The organism is Candidatus Pelagibacter sp. Uisw_121, assembly GCF_047722545.1.
Taxonomy (GTDB): domain Bacteria; phylum Pseudomonadota; class Alphaproteobacteria; order Pelagibacterales; family Pelagibacteraceae; genus Pelagibacter.
The window spans coordinates 274,201-296,782 of record NZ_CP159816.1 but is presented as its reverse complement, the minus strand read 5'-3'; the positions used below and the strand labels follow the sequence as shown (position 1 = coordinate 296,782).

Sequence of the window (22,582 nt, the reverse complement as noted above, 5' to 3'; positions counted from 1 at the left end):
ATGATCCTAAAAATATATCAAAGTTATATAATAAATAAATTTCTAATATGTACCTTTAAGGTGGCATTTGTTTTCTTTGGATTAGTGGTTATCATGAGCTTGTTTGAAGAAATTTCATTTTTTTCTGAAGTTGATGTTGGTATATACTTTCCTGTTATTCTTGTATTACTTAATTCATTTTCCATTCTAAATCAGTTATTTCCATTTATTTTTTTAATTGGGGCACAGTTTTTTTTTATTAATTTTATTGATTCAAACGAATTTAATGCATTTAAAAGCTATGGACTAAGTAATATAAAAATTCTAAAAGTTATTACCCTAACTTCTTTTATATCAGGCCTTATAATTGTCACTTTATTTTATAACTTTTCAGCTTTATTAAAATTTAAGTATATTGATTTGAAAAATGCATACAGTAATGATAGTCGCTATCTTGCCAGTGTAACAGAAAATGGTCTATGGATAAAAGATGAATATGATGAACAGGTATATTTTGTTAATGCTGAGAAAATATCATTAAATAAATTATACAATGTTCAAATCATGATCTTAGATAATAACTTTTCTTTAATTGAAAAAATTTTTTCTTCTGAGGTTAATATATCAAAAAATGAATGGTTAATGACTGATGCAATAATATCAAAAGGAGACGGAAAAACCTCAAAAATTAACAATTATGTTTTTTATTCAAACTTCAATTATCAAAAAATTAACAATCTATATTCTGATTTATCATCCTTAACTTTTTTAGGACTACTAAAACTTCGTAAGGACTATCAAGTAATCGATTACTCAGTGACAGATCTAAGTATTCATATTATAAGCCTTTATGCATACCCATTTTATTTAACAGTCGTAACTATTCTTTCTAGTATAATAATGATGAATATTCGTCACCAAAAACCTAAAATATTTTATATTTCTGGAGGAATAATTATTTCTGTTTTAATTTATTATATAAACTTTTTTTTTATCGCTTTGGGAAAAAATGAACAAATCCCTCTTGCACTTTCAATTTGGTTGCCTATTTTTCTACTTTCTATCTTAACGCTTATTGGAGTTATTAAATTAAATGAAAAATAATTTTATAAAAATTTTATTAATTCTCATATTAAGCTTTAATATAAACCACTATGTTGAGTCAGAAGAGTTTATTTTCGAAAGTGACACAATAGAAATTAAAGATAATGGAAATATTGTTGAAGCAAGAAATGGAGTAGAAATTAAAGGTATTAATAATATTAAAATTAATGCTAAAAATTCTTTTTATAATAATTTAAACTCCGAATTATTACTAAAAGATAAAGTTGTATTTTACGATAATGAAAAAAATATTAAAATAATAAGTGACGAAGTTTTATATAAAAAAAAAATAGAGAGAATTATATCAAATGGAAAAACACAAATACAGCTTGCAGATGACTATAAAATTATAACAGGTAATATAGAATATTTAAAAAAAGAAAATATTATTCAATCTAGTTCAAAAACTATCTTATTAGATAAATTTAACAATCAAGTAAATGTAAGTGATTTTAAATACTTAACAGATAAAAAATTATTTTATGGAAATAGCATAAATATGATTGATCGAGATAAAAATAATTATTCGTTTGAAAATTCAATGATTAATTTAAATGATCATACACTTCTTGCAAAAGATGTGGAAATTAATTTTGCTAAAAATATTTTTGGAAACTTGGATAATGACCCTCGACTAAAAGGTACTTCACTTTCTGCAAATAATAATACGACTATTATTAAAAATGGAGTTTTTACAACTTGTAAAAAAAATGACAACTGTCCTCCATGGAGTTTACAATCTTCAGAAATAAAACATGATAAATTAAAAAAAACATTAAATTATAAAGATGCATGGTTGAAAATATACGATAAGCCTATTTTTTATTTCCCAAAATTTTTTCACCCAGATCCATCTGTAAAAAGACAGTCTGGATTTTTAATGCCAGGTATTATCAATTCTTCTACAAGTGGTAATTCAATAAAAATTCCCTACTTTGCCGCTATATCCAAAAATAAAGATTTTACAATAACCCCCCGACTCTATTTTAATGGTGACTTAATGGTCCAGAATGAATTCAGGCAAGTAGAAAAAAATTATAAAAATATAATTGATTTTAGTTTAAAAAATATGAATGGAGGAAGTAAATCACATTTATTTGCTAATTCTGAAATTGCCTTCGATTTAGATAATTATGAATATTCAAACTTAGAAGTTAATATTGAAACAACATCTCACGATACGTATTTAAAAACTGAAAATATCAAAACACAAAAACAATTTAGTAATAATATTATGAGCAGTTATCTAAATTTTGATATGTCTAAAGAAGATTTAGATGTAAAAATTGAATTTAAAGCCTACGAAGATTTATCTAAAAGTAATACAAGTGATAAATTTGAATATATTTATCCCAATTTTTCAATAAATAAAAATTTGACTACATCTCTAGATTCCATCGGTAGTTTGAATTATCAGGTTTCTGGCTCACAAAGAAAATATGAAACAAATAAAACAGAAAAATTATTAATTAATGATTTTATTTTTTCATCTAAACCAATTTTTTCAAAATTTGGTTTCAAAAATAATTATGACCTGTCTTTTAAAAATACAAATAAAGATGGGGAAAATTCCACCACTTATAAAGATAACCTATCATCAAGTTTCTATTCTTTATTAAATCTCAATTCTTCATTTCCATTAATAAAAAAAACTGCTGACTATGAAAAAGAATTTATACCAAAATTATCTTTATTTTTAAGTCCAAATAAATCTGAAAACATAATAGGAATAGATAGAAAAATTGATAATATAAATGTATTTCAAAAAAACAGGCTTGGTTTAAGTGAATCTCTAGAAGGTGGTCAATCATTAACACTTGGTACTGAATATAAAATTAATGAAACTAATGGGTCAAATATATTACAAGTTAATTTAGCTCAAATTTACAGAAATAATAACGATAACAATCTACCAACTAAATCAACTATGAATAATAAAGTGTCTGACCTATTTGGTGACATTAAATTAAATACTAATAAATATTTAGATTTTGGATACAATTTTTCATTAGATAATGACTTTAAAACCCTAAATTACAATATGATTGAGTCAACTCTTTCTATAAATAATTTTATAACTACTTTTGAGTTTTTAGAAGAAAACAATGCGCTAGGTAGCACAAGCTATCTTTTAAATGAGACTAGTTTAGCTTTAAACAACAATAGTAAAATATTATTTCGTGAAAGAAAAAACAAGGAAACTGACCTTAAAGAATTCTATAATATAATGTATCAATATGAGAATGATTGTTTGGTTGCTTCTCTAGAGTATAATAAAGACTATTATTCAGATAGAGATTTAAAACCTACAAAAGAATTATTTTTTTCACTAACGATAGTTCCCTTAAGTACTTTTAACACACCTACCCTATCAAAATAATGTTTAAAAAAATTTTTATATTATTTACTATAATAAATTTATTATCAAACGTAGTTATTGCTGAAAATAAACATGAAATCATTATTAAGATTAATAACCAAATTATTACTAATTTTGATATTCAAAAAGAAACTAAATACTTGTTAGCTCTAAATCCATCTTTGAATAACCTATCGACAAAACAGATAAAAGAGCTATCTAAGAATTCATTGATTAGAGAAAAAATTAAAGAAAATGAAATATTAAAGTACTATAAAATAAATTATGAAGATCCTGAATTAACAAAATTCGTCACAAATATTTATAAAAGACTGAACATTGGAGATGAAGCTGAATTTAATACTTATTTATCAAAATTTGACATGAATATAAACACAGTTATCAAAAAAATAGCTATAGAAAGAGATTGGAACAAAATGATATTTGGAAAATTTAAAAACCAGATAGTTGTAAATGAATTGAAAATAAAAAAAAATCTTGAAAAAAAATTAGATAAATCAGAAATTCAAACTAGCTATTTGATATCAGAGATCTTATTTCAAGCAAAAAATGAAAAAGAATTTGAAGAAACTTACAACGACATCATCAAAGCTGTAGATGAGAGCTCTTTTAAATCTGCTGCTTCAATATACAGTATATCAGATTCTTCAATCAATAGTGGTGAGATTGGCTGGGTAAAAAAAAATGAAATTTCTAATTCAATTTACAATGAATTAAATAAATTGAATATTGGTGATATTACACAGCCAATAAAAGTTGCATCTGGTTTTCTAATAATCTATTTGGAAGATGTAAAAAAAGTAGAGAAAGAAATCAATACAGAAGAAGAATTTAAAAAAATTGTAACGACTGAAAAAAATAGACAATTAAACGAATATTCGATTATTTATTATAAAAAGATTAAAAAGCAGATTTTTATAAATGAAAAATAAAGCTATACTAATAGTTGCTGGTGAGCCCAATAGTGTTTTTTTAGAAATTTTTTTTAAGTCTTTGAAAAACAATATTTTTAAAAAACCTATTATATTAATTGCTTCAAAAGACTTACTCACAAAACAAATGAAGCAATTAAAATTTAATTTTAAAATTAATTTACTTAATAGAAAAAGTATTTCTTTTAATTTATTAGATAATAAAAAAATTAATATGATAAATGTTGACTACAAATTTAAAAAAAAATTTGATAAAATTTCAGAAAATTCAAACACATATATTGAAAACTGTTTTAATTCTGCTTTGGTACTTTTAAAGACAAATAAATTTAGTGGATTAATTAATGGACCAATATCAAAAAAAACTTTTTTAAAAGAAAAATTTTTTGGTATGACAGAATATTTTGCTAGTAAAACTTCTAATAAAGATAAATTCGCTATGTTAATTTATAATAAAAAATTATCAGTAAGTCCACTTACCACCCATATACCCTTGAAAGATGTTTCTAAATCAATAACAAAGAATAAAATAATTAATCTAATAATTTTAATAAATAAATTTTATAAAAAAAAATTTAAAAAAACCCCTGAAATTGCTATTACAGGGCTAAATCCACACTGTGAAAGTAACTATAAAAATAGTGAGGAGGAAAAAATTATCAAACCAGCAATTAAATTTCTAATTAAAAAAAAATTTAATGTAAATGGTCCATTTCCAGCTGATACAATTTTTATGCCAGAAATTTCAAAAAAATATGACGTTGTAGTCGGCATGTATCATGATCAGGTATTAGTACCAATGAAAACATTATTTGGTTTTGATGCTATAAATATCACTCTTGGTTTGCCATTTATTAGAATCTCACCAGATCATGGTCCAAATGAGAAAATGCTTGGCCAAAATAAATCTAATCCAAAAAGTTTAATTCAAGCAATTAAATTTTTGGATATAAAATGAATATTAAATCTAAAAAAAGTCTTGGTCAAAACTTTCTAATTGATAGAGCGGTATTAGATATAATAGTATCAGCATGTGATGTTACTAATAAAGAAATTTTAGAAGTTGGGCCTGGCACTGGCAACTTAACAAACTATATTTTAAAAAAAAAACCAAATAAAATATATGTTGTTGAAAAAGATGATGAATTAGCATTATTATTAAAAGATAAATTTGGAAATGAAATAGAAGTAATTAATAACGATATATTAAATGTAGAAGAAAATAAGATTTCAGAACAAAAGCTTACTGTATTTGGCAACCTTCCTTATAACATTTCAACCGAGATATTATCTAAATGGATTATAAATATTGGTAAAAAATTTTGGTTTGATAGTTTACTTTTAATGTTTCAAAAAGAAGTTGCTGATAGAATTATTGCAGAGTCTAATAGCTCAAAATATGGCCGCCTATCAATTTTAAGTAATTGGAAATTAAATGTTAAAAAAATAATAGATATAAAACCGCAAAGTTTTTCACCTAGACCAAAGATTGATAGCTCTTTACTGTTGTTTACACCAAAGAAAAATTTTTTTGAATTAAAGGATGCTCAAAATCTTGAAAAGATTACTAGAGTTTTTTTTAGTCAAAGAAGAAAGATGTTAAAAAAACCTTTTAATCAAATATTTATGAATGCTAAAGATGTGGCTCAAAAATTTAATATTAATCTCAATCTTAGACCACAAAATCTAGAACCTGAAATATATTTTAAACTTACAAAAGAGTATGAAGATCTAAGAGGTTAATTTATCTACGTGGTTTCTAATATAATCTTTGTCATAATCTTTTGAGCCACTATTAATTTCAGCATCAATTAAATTGCTAATTTTAGAATAACACAATTCAAGATTATCATTTATAATTACATAGTCATAATTTATCCAGTGCAGCACATCCCTACTAAATTCCTTCATTCTTTCTTCTACAATTAATTTATCCTTCATATCTCTATTTGATAATCTTTCAAATAAAACCTCTTTGCTGGGTGGCAGAATAAAAAAAGTAATCAATTTATAATTTAATTTTTTATTTTTAATCTGATCTGCGCCCTGCCAATCAATATCAAATATTACATTCTCACTTTTTTCTAATTTTTCAATAACGGGGGTTCTAGTTGTTCCATAAAGATGATTAAATACTTTTGCATACTCTAGGAATTCTTCATTTTTAATTAAATTTTCAAACTTTTCGCGATTTACAAAATAATAATCTTTATTTGCAATTTCTCTTGGTCTTGGTTCCCTCGTAGTGTGGGATACAGATATATGAAAGTTTTTTTTTTTTGATAAGAGTTTTACTAGTGTGGTTTTACCTGCCCCAGATGGGGATGATAAAATTACCATTATCCCATCTTTTTTTATGGACATTTAATTTCTAGTTTGCTTTGCCTGCTATAAAATTAACAGCGTCACCTACGGTTAGAATTTTTTCAGCTTCACTATCTGAAATTTCTGATCCAAATTCCTCTTCAAAAGCCATTACTAATTCAACTGTATCTAAACTGTCTGCTCCAAGATCATCTATAAAGCTCGAGTCATCTAATACTTTAGCTTCATCAATGCCTAAGTGATCTGCTACGATTTTTTTAACTTTGCTTGAAATATCTTCTGACATAATGTTCCTTTTTGTTATATTTCGTTAATAGTTTAAAAAGGAATTTTGTCAACCCAAATACATGCCTCCATTAACATGTATCGTTTCTCCATTTATATAGTCAGACTGATCTGAACTTAAGAATGTTACTGCATTTGCTATATCTTTTGGCTTACCAAGTTTATTTGACGGAATTTTAGCTATTATAGCCTCTTTGTACTTTTCATCTATTTGGTCTGTCATAGCAGTACTTATAAAACCAGGTGATATGCAATTAATATTAATATTTTTTTTTGCATATTCAATTGCTAAACTTTTTGACATTGCAACAATTCCTGCCTTAGATGCTGTATAGTTTGCTTGTCCTACGTTACCAGTGTGACCTACAACGGAGGTAATATTTACAATCTTTCCTGATTTATTTTTAAGCATCTTTTTAATTGAATATTTACACATTAAGAAAGTAGAAGTTAAATTTACATCTATTACTTTAGTCCACTCCTCTAAACTCATTCTAATTGTGAGATTGTCTTTTGTAATCCCAGCATTATTAATCACACCATCAAGGGAGCCACCTAACATTTCTGTAGCGTTATTTATAAATTCTTCAATTTTTTCATGTTGAGAAATGTCAAATTTAAGAATTTTAATATTATTAAATTTTGTATTTAACTCTTCTAATTTTTCAAGCCTTGTTCCTGTGGCTAGCACATTAGCACCTTGTTCGTATAATTTCTCAACTATAGAGTTACCAATTCCACCAGAAGCACCTGTAACTATAATATTTTTATCTTTCAAACTGCTCATTTATATTTAGTAACTTTATATCTTCTTCGTTATTTATTGCACTAACTTTAACATTTTTATCAATTCTCTTTACTAAGCCTGATAGCACTTTACCTGGTCCTATTTCTATAAATTGAGTAACACCTTTTTTAATCATCAGAATAACGCTTTCACGCCATCTAACTCTACTTTCAATTTGTTTAACCAGTAATTCTCTTAGTTCATTTGAATTTGATATTTCTTTTCCGGTTACATTAGAAATTAAAATATTTGAAGGTGCTTTAAAGTTTAGTTTTGCTAATTCTTCACTCATTATAAGTTTTGCTTTGTTCATTAGCTTGCAGTGAAATGGCGCACTAACTGGTAGTTTTATATTTTTAATATTTAAAGCTTTTAAATCAATCATCATCTTTTCCAGATCTTCTATTTTACCACTTAGTACTATTTGTCCAAAAGAATTATCATTTGCAACATAGCAATCGTATTTATCTTTATTTTCATTAATAATATTTTCCACTATTTCAATTTCAGAACCTAAAACAGCTACCATTCCACCAATTCCTTTTGGCACAGAATTCTGCATAGCTTTTCCTCTAATTTTTAGTATCTTTAAAGTATCCGAAAACGATAGTGAACCAGCTGAACTTAAAGCTGAATATTCTCCTAATGAATGCCCTGCAAAAAAATTTGCTTTGTTTAGATCTATTTGAAATTCATGCTTAATAAGTTTGAATATTGAGTAGCTGATTAAAAATATTGCGGGTTGAGTGTTTTCTGTTAGATCTAAATCTTCTTTTGGACCACCAAGAATAAGTGTTGATAAAGAAAATCCAAGTGTTTCATCTGCTTCTTTGAATAAATCTTGAATTAATCTATACTTATCATGTAGGTCTTTGCCCATTCCTACTAATTGTGAGCCTTGGCCAGGAAAAATAACAGAAAACATTTAAATATCTAAATTTTATTATGGTTTTAAGTGTTGTAATTCAACAATTATAATAGTATATCCTCACTTTTTATTAAAGAACAATTATGAATTTATACGAACACACTATTGTTGCAAGACAAGATACTAGTCCAGCTCAGGTTAAAGCTTTAGCTGACAAATACTCTAAAATTGTAGAGAAAAATGATGGTGAAATAGTACAAACTGAAGACTGGGGTTTGCTAAACCTTGCTTATATTATCAAAAAAAATAAAAAAGGTATCTACATGCACTTTAAAATCAAAGGTGCTGGTAAAATTATTAAAGAACTAGAAAAAAATGAAGTAATAGATAAAAACCTTCTAAGATACATGACTGTTAAAGTTAAAAAATTTGACTTAGAAGCAAAATATTTTTCAAAAAAGGATGAGTACGAAAAAAAAGACTACAAAAAAGATTATAACAAAAATTAATTATGCCATCAAAAAAAAGAGCTGGAAATAAAAAAAAAAGGTAGTCAAAGTAACTTTGCAAAACTAAGCATTTTCCAACCAAATAAATATAAATTTAAAAAATCTTGTCCACTTTCAGTAAAAGGTGCACCAGAAGTTGATTATAAAAATATTAGATTATTAAAAAAATATATGTCTGAAAATGGCAAAATCTTACCATCAAGAATTACAAACGTTTCACAAAAAAAACAACGAGAACTTTCTCTATCCATCAAGAGAGCTAGAAATTTAGCTTTAATTTAAATGAAAGTTATACTTTTAGAAAACCTTAGAAGAATTGGATCTATTGGCGAAATCATAGATGTAAAAAGAGGATTTGCTAGAAACTATTTAATTTCTAATAAAAAAGCTCTCTATGCTTCAAAAGAAAATATTGCTGAGGTTGAAAAAATAAAGTCTGAATTAGGCAAAAAAGATGCCGAAAAAAAGAAAGAGGCTCAGAAAATTTCAGAACAAATTAATGGTAAAGAATATGAGATTAAAAAACTAAGCACAGAAAATAAAGAACTTTACGGCTCTGTCAAACCAACTGAACTTTCAAAAATATTACTAGAAAATGACAAATTGGATATCAAACCCTCAATGATACAGCCAATATCTGAAATTAAATCACTTGGTAAATTTAAAGTAAAAATTATCTTACACTCTGAAATAGAATCTGAAATTACTATTAACGTAGTAACTGCTGAGACTATTCAATAATTATACAATTTTTTCCCCAACACATATTTGTTATTTTTTTAAATCTTTTTTGAGATAAGATTTGTTTATGGAAAACAACCTAAGTATAGTTAAAGACACATTTAAAGAACTTCCTAATAATATTGAAGCAGAGCAAGCTGTAATTGGATCAATATTAGTTCAAAACGAAACGTTTGATGAGATAAATACCATTGTTTCTAGTATAAACTTTTATGATCCAATGCATCAAAGTATTTTTTCAGCAATTGAGAGCTTAATTTACAAAGGAATGCTCGCAAACCCAATAACTTTAAAAAATTATTTTGAAAATGAAAAAGACGAATTAAATGTTCCTGAATATTTGGTAAAAGTTACAAAATTTTCTACACCTCCGAGACAAGCAATAGAATATTCAAGAATAATTTATGATATGTTTGTAAGAAGAGAGCTAATTAAGATATCTGAAAATACTATCGACGCTGCAAAATTAAATGCACTTGATGTTAATGGACAAAATATAATTGAAAATTCAGAAAGATTGTTATTTGATCTAGCTGAAAAAGGCTCTTTTAACTCATCCCTTGTTAAATTTGATGAAGCAATGAAGCAAACTATTGAGATGGCTTCAGCTGCTTATAAAAATGATGAAGGGATTGTTGGTGTACCAACAGGATTAAGAGATTTAGACGATAGATTAGGTGGACTTCATAATTCAGATTTAATTATTATTGCAGGGCGTCCATCAATGGGTAAAACTGCGTTAGCAACAAATATAGCTTTTAATGCTGCGCAAAAACTACAAGAAAATGGAAAAAAATCTTCAGTTGCTTTTTTTTCACTTGAAATGTCTTCAGAACAGTTATCGACTAGAATTTTAGCAGAACAATCTAGAATTAAATCTAATGACATCAGAAGAGGAAGGATTTCTGATGAACAGTTTGATAAATTTATTGAAACATCAAAAAATATATCTGAACTTCCTCTATATATAGATGAAACTCCAGCTATTAGTATTGCTGCGATGAGTAATAGAGCAAGACGTATTAAAAGATTATTTGGCCTGGATTTAATTGTTGTAGATTATATTCAATTAATGAGAGGATCAGGAAACAATAGAGATGGAAGAGTCCAAGAAATTTCTGAAATCACTCAAGGTCTTAAAGCAATGGCAAAAGAACTTAAACTTCCAGTAATTGCACTTTCACAATTATCAAGAGCTGTAGAACAAAGAGATGATCATAAACCTCAGTTATCAGATTTAAGAGAATCTGGATCAATTGAACAAGATGCAGATGTTGTAATGTTTGTATATAGAGAGGCCTATTACCTGGAGAGAAAAGAACCTAGACCTGCAACCGTTGAACATGCAGAATGGCAAGCAAAAATGAATGAAGTTTCAAATTTAGCTGAACTTATTATAGGAAAACAAAGGCACGGCCCAACAGGTAATGTTATGGTAGAATTTGAAGCAATGTTTACCAAATTTAAAGATACTCAAATTAACTAATATCCAATATATTAGTTGTGAATGCTGTCTCTATTTTATCAAAATATTATTTTAAAAAATCCTAAATCAATTTTTGTACTATTATTAATTACCCTTTTTAGTTTTGGTTATTTTTCTAAAGATTTTAGGCTAGATGCTTCATCTGATACTCTATTAATTGAAGGTGATCCTGATCTTGAATATTTAAAAGAAGTCACAGAAAGATATGGTTCTAAAGAGTTCTTAATCTTAACTTATTCTCCTAATGAAGGGATGGTAACTGAGTCTTCTATTAACAATCTTTTAAGTTTAAAATATAAAATCCAAAGTTTAGATTGGGTTCATAGCGTTATTACACTACTCGATATCCCTTTATTAAATAATTCAGAAGCTCCTCTTCAAGAAAGATTGGAAAGCTTTAAAACTTTAAAAGATGAGGGTGTCGATACTGAAAGAGGATTTAAAGAGATATTAAATAGTCCAGTTTTTAGAAATTTTGTAATAAGTGAAGATGGTAAAACAAGTGGGATAATTGTTTATATAAAAAAGGATGAATTAAAAAATATTGAAAATAAATCAGTTCAAGAAATTGAAGATTATAAAGATATTTTAAAAAAAAAAAATCATGAAAACATCACTCAGATAAGAGAGATCATTAAAAGCTATGGAGATGTTGGAAAAATATACCTTGGAGGTATTCCAATGATCACAGATGATATGATGTCATTTATTAAAAGTGATATTATTATTTTTGGTCTAGGAGTTCTTTTATTTATTATTGCTACTCTATGGTTTATATTTAGAAAACTAATTTGGATTATTGTTCCAATTAGTAGCTGCTTTTTTTCAGTTTTAGTTATGACAGGTCTACTTGGTCTTTTAGGTTGGAAGGTTACCGTTATATCCTCAAACTTTATTGCTTTAATGTTAATTTTAACTATGGCAATGAATATTCATATGAGCACCCGTTTTCTACAATTAAGAGAAGATTTTCCAAACTTAGGTAATTTACAAATTATTTCAATGACAACTAATAAGATGTTTTGGCCAATCATTTACACAGTTCTTACAACTATATGTGCTTTTCTATCTTTAGTATTTAGTGGTATCAAACCTATTATTGATTTCGGGTGGATGATGACTTTAGGATTGATAACTTCTTTTATAATTACATTTACATTACTCCCTACTTTACTAAGTTTTATGTCTAACAATAAAGTGAAGGTTAAAGAAGATACAGATTCTAAAATTACTTCTTTTTTTGGTAAAATTTCTATTAACAATAAAAGTATGATTTTTTTAGTAACAGGTTTAGTTGTTGCCTTAAGTATAGTTGGGATAAGCAAGCTTGAAGTTGAAAATAGTTTTATAAATTATTTTAATAAGAATACTGAAATCTATAAAGGCATGAAACTTATTGATGAAAAACTAGGTGGTACTACACCTTTAGAAGTTATATTGAAATTTCCTAAAAATGTCGCTGTACAGTCTAAGGAAGATGATGAGTTTGAAAACTGGGATGATGATGGTGGTAAAAATGATGAAAAATACTGGTTTACTAAAGATAAAGTTGAAAAAATTCAAAATGTTCATAATTATTTGGATAGCCTTCCTGCGGTTGGAAAAGTTTTATCATTTAGTTCGATTATTGAGGTTGCTACACAGCTAAATAATAACAAGCCTCTTGGGACTTTAGAAATGGGTGTTCTTTATTCAAAAATTCCAGAAAGTATAAAAAAAGATATTATAGATCCTTATATATCTATAAAGGACAATGAAGCTAGGATAAGTCTTAGAATTATTGACTCACAAGAAGGTCTAAGAAGAAATGATTTAATAAACCAAATAAATTACGACCTTGAAAATGAATTAAAGCTTAACAAAGAAGAGTTTAAACTAGCGGGTGTTTTAATCTTGTTTAATAATTTACTCCAAAGTCTTTTTAAGTCTCAAATACTCACATTAGGTTTAGTAATGGTTGGAATTTTTGCAATGTTTATGATTTTATTTAGAAATTTTAAACTATCTCTAATTGGTGTTGTTCCTAATTTTATTGCAGCTTTCTTTATTTTAGGAATTATCGGTCTGCTTGGAATACCACTTGATATGATGACTATTACTATTGCCGCAATTACTATTGGGATAGCAGTAGATAATAGCATTCATTATATTTATAGATTTAAAGAAGAGTTTTTAAAAAACAAAGACTATAATAAAACACTAAAAATTTGTCACTCAACAGTGGGTGTTGCAATTCTAAATACTTCAATAACTATTGTCTTTGGTTTTTCAATTCTTGTTTTTTCTAAATTCATACCAACAATTTACTTTGGTGTGTTTACTGGTTTAGCAATGTTATTGGCGATGATTTCAGTGTTAACTTTGCTGCCTTCTCTTATTTTAATAAGTAAACCATTCGGAAAATAAGATCATTATGCTTGATGCCTTAAAAGACTTTTATCAAGCAGTGTCTTTAGTAGATCTAATATTTCTAATCATTACATTTTTTTCAGTCATCAAGTGTTACAACAAAGGTTTTGTTTTAAGCTTATTATCAGCTTCAAAGTGGTTATTGGCTTATGTTGTAACTTTAATACTTTTTCCAAAAATTAAACCTTATTTTAAAAACATAATTGATAGTGAATATGTCTTGGATATTGCACTTAGCATAACTATTTTTGTTCTAGTTATCTTTATTATTCTAATTGCAAATAAAGCTATTAGTAAGACGGTAAAATTTGTCGGACTAGGAAGACTCGATTCTTTATTTGGGTTATTCTTTGGATTTATTCGAAGTTATGCAATCTGTATTTTTTTATTTTCAGCTATAGATATTGTGTATAATTATAGTAAATGGCCAATTAATACTGATAAATCATACGCCTTTCCATACATAGAAAAAGGTAGTAATTATTTATTAAAAGAGTTTCCAAATGAAAAAAACTATCAAGATTCTAAAGAAAAAATTGAAGAACTATAATTCAAAACTTAAAGAAGAATGTGGTGTATTTGGTATAAGCAACAGTGATGATGCTGCTGCTCTAACCGCATTGGGTCTTCATGCACTTCAGCACCGAGGTCAAGAAGGTTGTGGGATTGTATCATTTGATGGAGAAAAATATCATTCAGAAAAAAGATTTGGTTTGGTTGGAGACAATTTTAACAAAGAAAAAGTATTAAAAAATTTACTTGGGAAATATGCTATAGGTCATAACAGATATAGCACTACTGGTGAAAATACTTTAAGAAATATCCAACCTTTCTTTGCAGATACTAACGCGGGTGGTATTGGTGTTGCACATAATGGAAATTTAACTAACTCTGTTACACTTAGAAATAAATTGGTTGAAGATGGAGCAATTTTTTACACAACATCAGATACCGAAACAATTGTTCAATTAATAGCAAAATCAAAAAGAAACAAAACTGTTGATAAGGTTATTGATGCTATATTTCAAATTCAAGGTGGCTATGCATTGGTTATGCTTACACAAAACACGTTAATAGGTGTTAGGGACCCACATGGAATACGGCCTTTAATTATTGGTAAAATAAAAGACAGTTATGTTTTGGCATCTGAAACTTGTGCACTTGATATTATAGGAGCCAAGTACGTAAGAGATGTAGAAAATGGTGAAATTGTTTTGATTGAAAACAATGAATTAAAAAGTTTTAAGCCCTTCCCTCCAAGAAAAGTTAGGCCTTGTGTTTTTGAATATATTTATTTTGCAAGACCAGATAGTTTATTAGATGGAAAATCAGCTTATGAGCATAGAAAAAACTTAGGAATAGAGCTTGCTAAAGAAAATAAAATTAAAGCTGACATTGTAGTTCCCGTGCCAGACTCAGGAAATGCTGCAGCACTTGGATTTGCTCAACACTTAGGAATTAATTTTGAATTAGGTTTAATTAGAAATCATTATGTTGGAAGAACTTTTATTGAGCCCAGTCAAAAGATTAGAAGCTTAGGTGTTAAATTAAAATTAAACGCTAATCAATCTACAATAAAAGATAAAAGAATTATTTTAATAGATGATTCTTTAGTTAGAGGAACAACTTCACATAAAATTGTTAAAATGCTTTATGACGCTGGTGCAAAAGAGGTTCATGTTAAAATTGCTTGTCCAGAAATTAGATATCCAGACTTTTATGGAGTAGACACACCAACTAAAAAAGAGTTATTGGCTGCTAATAAAACAAATGATGAAATTTGTGAATATATAGGTGCTAAATCTTTAGATTTTTTATCTCTTGAGGGTTTGTATAAAGCAATAGGATTTGAAAAACGTAACAACACGTACCCTCAATTAACTGATCATTATTTTACAGGTGAATATCCTGTTAAGCCTATAGACGAGCTGGGTGATGATAAAATTACTCAATTATCATTGCTAAGTACTGCTTCGAATAACTAAATTAACCATCATATAATTCTCATAAAGAAAGTCTGAACATAAAGACTTTAAAATGAACATTAAACCCTTATATATAAATTAATGATCACTCACAAAGAGCACATAATCAAATATTTTGAATCTGGAATTAAAGATATTAAAAATTTTAAAATAGGTATTGAACATGAAAAATTTTTATTTAATGAAAAAACAAACAAAAGAGTAGACTACCCTACTGTCCTTAAAATGTTTTCACTACTAAGTGAATTTGGATGGAAGCCAATAATAGAAAAAGAAAATATTATCGGGTTGCAGAAACAAGGAAAAAGCATCACCCTAGAACCTGGAAATCAAATTGAATTATCAGGAGATAAATTAAACAATATTCATGAGGCTTGTGCTGAATCTCATGATTACTTGTTTGAGTTGCAGCAAGTAACTAAAAAGTTAAATTTAAAAATTGTTAGCGCTGGTTTTGATCCTATTTCAAGTCTTAAGGAGGTTCCAAATAATCCAAAACAAAGATATCAAGTAATGACTAAAGATATGCCTAATGGTGGTTCTTTAAGCTTAGACATGATGTATAGGACCTGTGGCACACAACTTAATTTAGATTATGACTCAGAAAAAGATTTTATTAAAAAGTTTAAGATAATAAATTCTATAGTTCCTATATCTATTGCACTATTTGCAAATTCTTCAATTGTTGAAAAGAAAAATAGTGGTTACAGCTCTTATCGATCTAAAGTTTGGCAAGAAACATCTAGAGGAGGTTTACCTGAAGTATTTTTTGATAATATGGATTTTGAAAAATATGCAGATTTTTCAATAAACTTTCCTTTATTATTTATTCAAAACGAAAAAGAATACTTATCAGGAAGTGGTTATTCATTTTCTGATTTCATGAATGGGAAAATTAGTGAAATTAACAACAGGCTTCCAACTGAAGACGATTTAACCACTCACCTAAGCACAATTTTTACAGAAAATAGACTTAAGAAATATATAGAATTAAGATCAATGGATACTTGTGGCTGGGACTGTTTGTGTTCTGGACCTGCTTTTAATACTGGAATTTTATATGGCAACTTGGATGAGGCTTACGAATTAGTTTCTAAGTGGGATAAAAATAAAATAATTAATGCGTACCTAGAAGCACCTAAAAAAGGTTTTAACACTGAGTTGATGGGAAAAGATCTATTACATTGGTCATCCTTGCTCCTTGGTATTTCTAGAAAAGGATTATTAAACAGAGATATTTTGAGTAAATCTAATGATAATGAGGCTAAGTTTTTAAATCATCTAGATAAACTGATTGATAAAAGGACAACAAACGCAGATCATATGATAGATAAATTTTCTAAGAATGAAAATTTAAACGATTTATATGACAAATAAGATAGTTGCAATTCAAGGTAATCACCCTTCAGAATTAAAACCTCTAACTGATACTAGTATATTTCTAGCCATTGAAGCACAAAGATTAAAATACAAAATTTTTTATTACGAGCCAAAAGACCTTTCAATAATCAATGATAAGGTCGTAGCTAACGGATATTACTTGGAGTTTAATTATTCAGACAAACGTTTTTTTAAAATATTACGCCATCAGAAAATAGAACTTACTAAATGTAAGTATATTTTGATACGTCAAGATCCCCCTTTTAATTTAGAATATATTTCAACAACTTACATATTAGATAAGATAAAAAATAAAGTTAAAATTATTAACAATCCAACATCTATTAGAAATATTTCTGAAAAACTATACTCAGCATCTTTTCAAAAATATATGCCAGATACAATTTTCACAAAAGATATGAATGAAATTAATAAATTTTTTTCTAAAAATAAAAAAATGATTATAAAACCTATTCATAGCTTTAGTGGGAATGATATTCACTTATTTCAAAATAAAATAAATGCTAAATTAGTTACAAATTTCATAAGAAAACATGGACATATTATGTGTCAAAAGTTTTTACCAAAAATTAAGTTTGGAGATAAAAGAGTTTTTATAATTAATGGCAAAGTTTGCGGTGCTATCTCTAGAGTTCCAAAAAAAGGATCCTTTTTAAGCAATATGAGTAAAGGAGCCATACCCATTCCTGTTAGGTTAACCAAAATAGAAAATAAAATTTCAAATCTAATTGGTAAAAATCTTAAAAAAAATGATGTCTACTTTTCTGGTATTGATTTTATTGACCAAAAATTAAATGGAGATATTAATGTAACTTCTCCTACTGGATTAAAATCTTTTTATGACCTTACAAATATTAATCTTGCAAAAGTATTTTGGAAAGGCTTAAAAGCTTGAGCAATTTATCCGAACAACAAAAAGGATCTTTACTCGCATTTGTTGCGGTAATGTTCATTACCCCTGACAGCTTATTTATAAGACTTTCTAATGTTGATACTTGGGGGCTTGTTTTTTATCGAGGTCTTATTCCTTTCATCACTGTATTTTTAGGAATGTTATTAATTTACAAATTAAATTTCTTTAAAATGCTTTTTTCAAGTGGCTATCATGGCCTGCTTTATATTGGTACTTTTTCTGTAACCAATATTACTTTTGTTGTTTCAATACAAAATACCAATGTTGCAAATACATTGGTTATGATTGCAATGGCTCCTATGTTGTCTGCAATACTTGGAGCAATATTTTTAAAAGAATTACCTGATAGAAAAACATGGATTACAATATTTGTAACTTTTACAGCTGCTATTTATATATTCTACGATTCAATACAATTAGGTAACTTTTTTGGAGATATATTAGGCTTAATAACTGCTTTAGGTTTAGCTGTAGGTGCTGTTATTATTAGATCTGCAAAGGATAAAAACTTAATTCCAGCAGCAGTTGTTGGTAAGTTAATAGTAGCGATGTTTGCACTTCTGTTCATTGAAAGTTTTGCACTGGTGGATAGCGACCTAATTATTGTTCCTTTAATGTGTATTATGTGTGTTGCTATACCTTTTGTGCTAGTCACTATAGCTCCAAGATTCATACCTGCAGCTGAAGTGAACTTGTTTTTTTTATTAGAGACTATAATTGGTCCTATTTGGGTATGGATGATTATTAAGGAGCAACCTAGTCTTGAAACTATGCAAGGTGGTGCTGTTATCATCACAGCCATTGCAATCCACTCATTTATGAAATTTAAGAATTCTTAATTTAATCACAATTAAGACTTGATTTACATTTAGATCACAAATAAGTACGGTCAATTTTATGAATAAAGTTTTAAAGAATTCTTGGGCATTATTTTTAGGTATAGGCTTTTTAATGATGGCCTATGGATTTCAAGGTTCACTCCTAGGAGTAAGAGCTGTTCAAGAAGAATTCAGTCTTGCAGCAACTGGCTTTATGATGTCTGGGTATTTTGTTGGATACTTTATTGGTGCTTCAACAATTCCCACTCTTATATCTAGGGTTGGTCATATAAGAGTGTTTGCAGCTTTTGCATCTTTAGCATCTTTAATTATTTTGGTTCACTCTATCTTTGTTAATCCTTATGTTTGGTTTTTTTTAAGAGTTTTAACTGGAATAAGTATGGTTTGTATTTATACAGTTGCTGAAAGTTGGTTAAATGATAGGTCAAGCAATAAAAATAGAGGAAGTGTTTTATCCATATATATGGTTATTTTATATGGCTCAATGGGTATAGGAATGTTTTTACTAAACTTTAGTAGACCTGAGAATTATCAACCCTTTATATTAATTTCAATTCTTACATCTGTTGCACTTATACCTATTCTCTTAACTAAAAAAAAACCACCTACATTTATAAAGATTAAAAGCATGCCTTTAAAAGAACTTTATGAAACTTCACCATTTGGAATGGTGAGTTCTCTTTTTTATGGAACTATACAATCAGCATTATTTACATTATTGGCTGTGTATGCTGCTTCAATGAATTTTACTATATTTGAAATATCTCTTGTAACTTTTTTATTGGCAGTTTCTGGGGCTATTTCACAATTTCCTATTGGAAAACTTTCTGATAAATTTGACAGGAGAAAAGTAATTGTTTTTTCAACTTTTGGTGCTGCTATATTTGCACTTCTTACAATGTTAGCTTCAAGACAAATGTATCTTCCAGGCGATCTTGCAACAAATAAGACTTGGTTTTTTATTTTTTTAATTTTATTTTCAATTTGTAGCTTACCAATGTTCTCTTTGATTTGTGCACACACTAATGATTATATACCAAAGGAAAAATTTGTAGCAGCTGGAGCTGGTATACAGTTTACATTTGGATTGGGTGCTATGAGTGGTCCATTCCTTTGTTCAGTATTTATGAATATTGTTGGCTCAAATGGTTTTTTTATATTTTTATTTTTCTTTCATGCTTTGATTGGACTATTTGGTATTTATAGAATGAGAGTTAGACAAACAGTTGAAAACCCCGATTCTCAATTCGTTGCTATGCCATCTACTATCACACCCGCTGGAATCGAATTAAATCCAACTACTGAACATATTGATGAACCTTATTCTGATAAAGTAAAAGAAATATTGGATAGAAAAGGTGTTGAGTACAAAAAAAATTGATATAATTCCACCAGCAACAAGTCTTTAAGCATATTGGCCTGCCACATATCCGGAAGACCATGCCCACTGAAAATTATAACCGCCTAAGTGGCCAGTAACATCTACTACTTCTCCAATAAAATATAACCCTGGATGTTTCTTTGACATCATTGTTTTTGATGAAATTTCTTCAGTATCAACACCACCCAAAGTAACTTCTGCTGTTCTATAGCCCTCAGATCCAGTTGGATTTATAGACCAGTCATTTATAGAATTACTCAAACCACCTAATATTTTATTTGATAATTCACATATATTTCCACTAACATTATTTTCATTACAGATTATATGAGCTAGTCGTCTAGGAAGGATTTCCGAAACTATAATACTTATATCTTGTTTAGGGTTAGAGATTTTTCTATCATTTAAAAATTTTTTGACCTCTAGTTTTGGAGACAAATTGATCTTAATATTATCTCCTAATTTCCAGTATGATGAAATTTGCAATACAGAAGGTCCACTCAAACCTCTGTGAGTAAATAACATTCCTTCCTCAAAAAAAGTTTTTTTAAATGAAACAACTGCTTCAAGAGATAATCCAGTAAGCTCTTTACAAATTGCTAATATTTTTTCATTAAAAGTTAAAGGAACTAACGCAGGTAATGTTTTAATAACTTTTAACCCAAATTTTTGAGCAATATCGTAACCAAATTTACTTGCTCCAATTTTTGGGACGGATAAACCACCTGTTGCAATAATTAATGACTCACTTAAATACTCATCAGAATCAACTAATACTGAATATTTTTCATCTCTTTTATTAACATTGGCAATTATTGTTTCTTTTTTTAAAGTGACATTTGCAATCTCACATTCTAAGAGCAACATATCAATAATTTGCTGTGCACTCTCATCACAAAAAAGTTGACCTAATTTTTTTTCATGAAATTTAATGTTATGTTTTTTTATCAAACTTATAAAATCATTTTGTGTGTATCGTTTTAAAGCTGAAATTACAAATTTAGGATTATTTGAAATAAATTTATTTGGATTAGTGTGTATGTTTGTAAAATTACATCTTCCACCACCTGATATTCTAATTTTTTCACCTATCTTTTTTGCATGATCAACTAAAAGAACTTTTCGTCCACGTTTACCTGCCTCTATAGCACTCATCATGCCAGCAGCTCCCGCTCCTACTATAATAACATCATATTTTTCTGTCATGGATTTATTATACAATTTAATAATGAGGAGGTTTTTTATCAATCACAACCATGCCTGCATCATCACTCTCTAATTCATTAATTCTTTTTTCAAGATTTAAAATTTGTTTTTTTAAAACTGACACTTCTTTTTGTTGAGAATATACTTCACCACTTATTTGTGAAACTTCATCTTGTAGAAAAGCCACTTGTTCTTCTAACTTTTTAATAAAATTATCCATATAAATATACATTTTGTATACCATTAGATATATTTAAGATAAATGAGTGATTTAAGAATAATAAAAAAAATCAAGTAAAGTGTAAAGTAAAATAAAAAAAACTGTAAATTATTTTCTTAATTATTTTTTTATGTCTACTAAATTTGAAAAATTAAATAAATCAATAATAAATTGTTCAAAATGTCTAAGATTAGTAAAGTTTAGAAAAAAAATCTCTAATACAAAAAGAAAGCAATATATCAATGAAACTTATTGGGGGAAACCTATTACGGGTTTTGGTGACATAAATGCAAAAATTCTTATTGTAGGACTTGCACCAGCCGCTCATGGAGGGACAAGAACAGGTAGAGTTTTTACAGGAGATAAATCTTCAGATTTTTTATATAAATGTCTCTATAAAGCTAAAATTTCTAACCAGAGTAATTCCAATCATGTTAATGATGGGTTAAAAATTTATAACACCTATATTACGACAGCTTTAAAGTGTGTGCCTCCACAAGATAAACCAGAAAAAATTGAATTGGACAATTGTTTTATATTCTTAAAACAAGAATTCGAACTTTTAAAAAATGTAAAAATTATAATAGCTTTGGGTAAAATTGGTTTTGATGCTTGCATATATTTTTTTAAAAAAAAATATGACTTTAAAGAAAGATTAAAATTTAGTCATGGTTCTATTTATAAATTACCTAATGATATGAAAATTATTGGTTGCTATCACCCTAGTCCTAGAAATGTTAATACTGGAAGAATTAATGAAAAAAAAATGGTATCATTATTTAAAAAGATCTCAAAATTAAGCAAAAATTTGTCTTAAATTATTTCGTTTGAA

Annotated in this window: 23 protein-coding genes; 17 read left to right on the top strand and 6 right to left on the bottom strand. The window is 27.5% G+C overall.

Annotated elements, in window-relative coordinates; translation table 11 throughout:
* From ABXT52_RS01625 to rsmA, 5 genes are read left to right on the top strand one after another with little or no spacing between them, the layout of a single operon-like run.
* Positions 1 to 1,083 (top strand): LptF/LptG family permease, encoded by a 1,083-nt coding sequence (locus ABXT52_RS01625; protein WP_415272152.1) that lies wholly within the window; start codon positions 1 to 3, stop codon positions 1,081 to 1,083.
* Entirely contained in the window at positions 1,073 to 3,463 is a 2,391-nt protein-coding gene (locus ABXT52_RS01620) for an LPS-assembly protein LptD (RefSeq protein WP_415272151.1), read from the top strand. The genes ABXT52_RS01625 and ABXT52_RS01620 overlap by 11 nt, the downstream gene beginning before the upstream one ends.
* The gene (locus ABXT52_RS01615) at positions 3,463 to 4,395 is read left to right on the top strand and encodes a peptidylprolyl isomerase (RefSeq protein ID WP_415272150.1); all 933 of its coding nucleotides are present in this window, start codon (positions 3,463 to 3,465) and stop codon (positions 4,393 to 4,395) included. Before ABXT52_RS01620 ends, ABXT52_RS01615 begins: the two co-directional genes overlap by 1 nt.
* On the top strand, positions 4,385 to 5,353 hold the full coding sequence (locus tag ABXT52_RS01610; RefSeq protein ID WP_415272149.1) for a 4-hydroxythreonine-4-phosphate dehydrogenase PdxA: 969 nt from the start codon (positions 4,385 to 4,387) through the stop codon (positions 5,351 to 5,353). The genes ABXT52_RS01615 and ABXT52_RS01610 overlap by 11 nt, the downstream gene beginning before the upstream one ends.
* Positions 5,350 to 6,138 (top strand): 16S rRNA (adenine(1518)-N(6)/adenine(1519)-N(6))-dimethyltransferase RsmA, encoded by a 789-nt coding sequence (rsmA, locus tag ABXT52_RS01605; protein ID WP_415272148.1) that lies wholly within the window; start codon positions 5,350 to 5,352, stop codon positions 6,136 to 6,138. The genes ABXT52_RS01610 and rsmA overlap by 4 nt, the downstream gene beginning before the upstream one ends.
* Here the strand turns inward: rsmA and gmk are convergent.
* The 4 genes from gmk to fabD are packed head-to-tail and all read right to left on the bottom strand — an operon-like array spanning position 6,127 to position 8,717.
* Positions 6,127 to 6,759 (bottom strand): guanylate kinase, encoded by a 633-nt coding sequence (gmk, locus tag ABXT52_RS01600; RefSeq protein WP_415272147.1) that lies wholly within the window; start codon positions 6,757 to 6,759, stop codon positions 6,127 to 6,129. The genes rsmA and gmk overlap by 12 nt on opposite strands.
* Before the next feature lie 7 nt (positions 6,760 to 6,766).
* The gene (locus tag ABXT52_RS01595; protein WP_006997205.1) at positions 6,767 to 7,006 is read right to left on the bottom strand and encodes an acyl carrier protein; all 240 of its coding nucleotides are present in this window, start codon (positions 7,004 to 7,006) and stop codon (positions 6,767 to 6,769) included.
* Between the two features lie 48 nt (positions 7,007 to 7,054).
* Positions 7,055 to 7,792, bottom strand: a complete 738-nt coding sequence (gene fabG / locus ABXT52_RS01590) for a 3-oxoacyl-ACP reductase FabG (RefSeq protein WP_415272146.1) — start codon at positions 7,790 to 7,792, stop codon at positions 7,055 to 7,057.
* Complete coding sequence (gene fabD, locus ABXT52_RS01585) at positions 7,773 to 8,717, bottom strand: ACP S-malonyltransferase (protein WP_415272145.1); 945 nt, start codon at positions 8,715 to 8,717, stop codon at positions 7,773 to 7,775. The genes fabG and fabD overlap by 20 nt, the downstream gene beginning before the upstream one ends.
* An 86-nt stretch (positions 8,718 to 8,803) precedes the next feature.
* On the opposite strand from fabD, the gene rpsF reads away from it, so the two are divergent.
* The 11 genes from rpsF to ABXT52_RS01530 all read left to right on the top strand — a co-directional run bounded on the left by rpsF (position 8,804) and on the right by ABXT52_RS01530 (position 20,324).
* Positions 8,804 to 9,169 carry a 30S ribosomal protein S6 gene (gene rpsF / locus ABXT52_RS01580; RefSeq protein ID WP_415272144.1) on the top strand — a complete coding sequence of 122 codons (366 nt, stop codon included), beginning with the start codon at positions 8,804 to 8,806 and terminating at the stop codon, positions 9,167 to 9,169.
* 69 nt (positions 9,170 to 9,238) lie between these two features.
* Entirely contained in the window at positions 9,239 to 9,451 is a 213-nt protein-coding gene (gene rpsR, locus ABXT52_RS01575; RefSeq protein ID WP_415272507.1) for a 30S ribosomal protein S18, read from the top strand.
* Positions 9,452 to 9,910: a 50S ribosomal protein L9 gene (rplI, locus tag ABXT52_RS01570; protein WP_415272143.1), complete on the top strand. Its 459-nt coding sequence runs from the start codon at positions 9,452 to 9,454 to the stop codon at positions 9,908 to 9,910.
* A gap of 67 nt (positions 9,911 to 9,977) precedes the next feature.
* Positions 9,978 to 11,396: a replicative DNA helicase gene (locus ABXT52_RS01565; protein WP_415272142.1), complete on the top strand. Its 1,419-nt coding sequence runs from the start codon at positions 9,978 to 9,980 to the stop codon at positions 11,394 to 11,396.
* Positions 11,397 to 11,417: 21 nt separating this feature from the next.
* Positions 11,418 to 13,802 carry an efflux RND transporter permease subunit gene (locus ABXT52_RS01560; protein ID WP_415272141.1) on the top strand — a complete coding sequence of 795 codons (2,385 nt, stop codon included), beginning with the start codon at positions 11,418 to 11,420 and terminating at the stop codon, positions 13,800 to 13,802.
* 7 nt (positions 13,803 to 13,809) lie between these two features.
* Positions 13,810 to 14,355 (top strand): CvpA family protein, encoded by a 546-nt coding sequence (locus tag ABXT52_RS01555; RefSeq protein ID WP_415272140.1) that lies wholly within the window; start codon positions 13,810 to 13,812, stop codon positions 14,353 to 14,355.
* Positions 14,309 to 15,790: an amidophosphoribosyltransferase gene (gene purF / locus ABXT52_RS01550; RefSeq protein ID WP_415272139.1), complete on the top strand. Its 1,482-nt coding sequence runs from the start codon at positions 14,309 to 14,311 to the stop codon at positions 15,788 to 15,790. Before ABXT52_RS01555 ends, purF begins: the two co-directional genes overlap by 47 nt.
* 81 nt (positions 15,791 to 15,871) lie before the next feature.
* Positions 15,872 to 17,167 carry a glutamate--cysteine ligase gene (locus tag ABXT52_RS01545; RefSeq protein WP_415272138.1) on the top strand — a complete coding sequence of 432 codons (1,296 nt, stop codon included), beginning with the start codon at positions 15,872 to 15,874 and terminating at the stop codon, positions 17,165 to 17,167.
* A complete protein-coding gene (gshB, locus tag ABXT52_RS01540) occupies positions 17,157 to 18,086 on the top strand; it encodes a glutathione synthase (RefSeq protein ID WP_415272137.1) in 930 nt (309 codons plus the stop codon). The genes ABXT52_RS01545 and gshB overlap by 11 nt, the downstream gene beginning before the upstream one ends.
* Positions 18,083 to 18,943: a DMT family transporter gene (locus tag ABXT52_RS01535; RefSeq protein ID WP_415272136.1), complete on the top strand. Its 861-nt coding sequence runs from the start codon at positions 18,083 to 18,085 to the stop codon at positions 18,941 to 18,943. The genes gshB and ABXT52_RS01535 overlap by 4 nt, the downstream gene beginning before the upstream one ends.
* A 58-nt stretch (positions 18,944 to 19,001) precedes the next feature.
* A complete protein-coding gene (locus ABXT52_RS01530; protein ID WP_415272135.1) occupies positions 19,002 to 20,324 on the top strand; it encodes an MFS transporter in 1,323 nt (440 codons plus the stop codon).
* 24 nt (positions 20,325 to 20,348) lie between these two features.
* Here ABXT52_RS01530 and ABXT52_RS01525 read toward each other — a convergent pair whose 3' ends face one another.
* Together ABXT52_RS01525 and ABXT52_RS01520 are read right to left on the bottom strand one after the other, a co-directional pair.
* Complete coding sequence (locus tag ABXT52_RS01525) at positions 20,349 to 21,530, bottom strand: NAD(P)/FAD-dependent oxidoreductase (protein ID WP_415272134.1); 1,182 nt, start codon at positions 21,528 to 21,530, stop codon at positions 20,349 to 20,351.
* A 16-nt stretch (positions 21,531 to 21,546) separates the two neighbouring features.
* Positions 21,547 to 21,750: a SlyX family protein gene (locus ABXT52_RS01520; RefSeq protein ID WP_415272133.1), complete on the bottom strand. Its 204-nt coding sequence runs from the start codon at positions 21,748 to 21,750 to the stop codon at positions 21,547 to 21,549.
* 130 nt (positions 21,751 to 21,880) lie between these two features.
* Between ABXT52_RS01520 and ABXT52_RS01515 the strand changes: the two genes are divergently transcribed.
* Positions 21,881 to 22,567 (top strand): uracil-DNA glycosylase, encoded by a 687-nt coding sequence (locus ABXT52_RS01515; RefSeq protein WP_415272132.1) that lies wholly within the window; start codon positions 21,881 to 21,883, stop codon positions 22,565 to 22,567.
* Positions 22,568 to 22,582 lie beyond the last annotated feature (15 nt).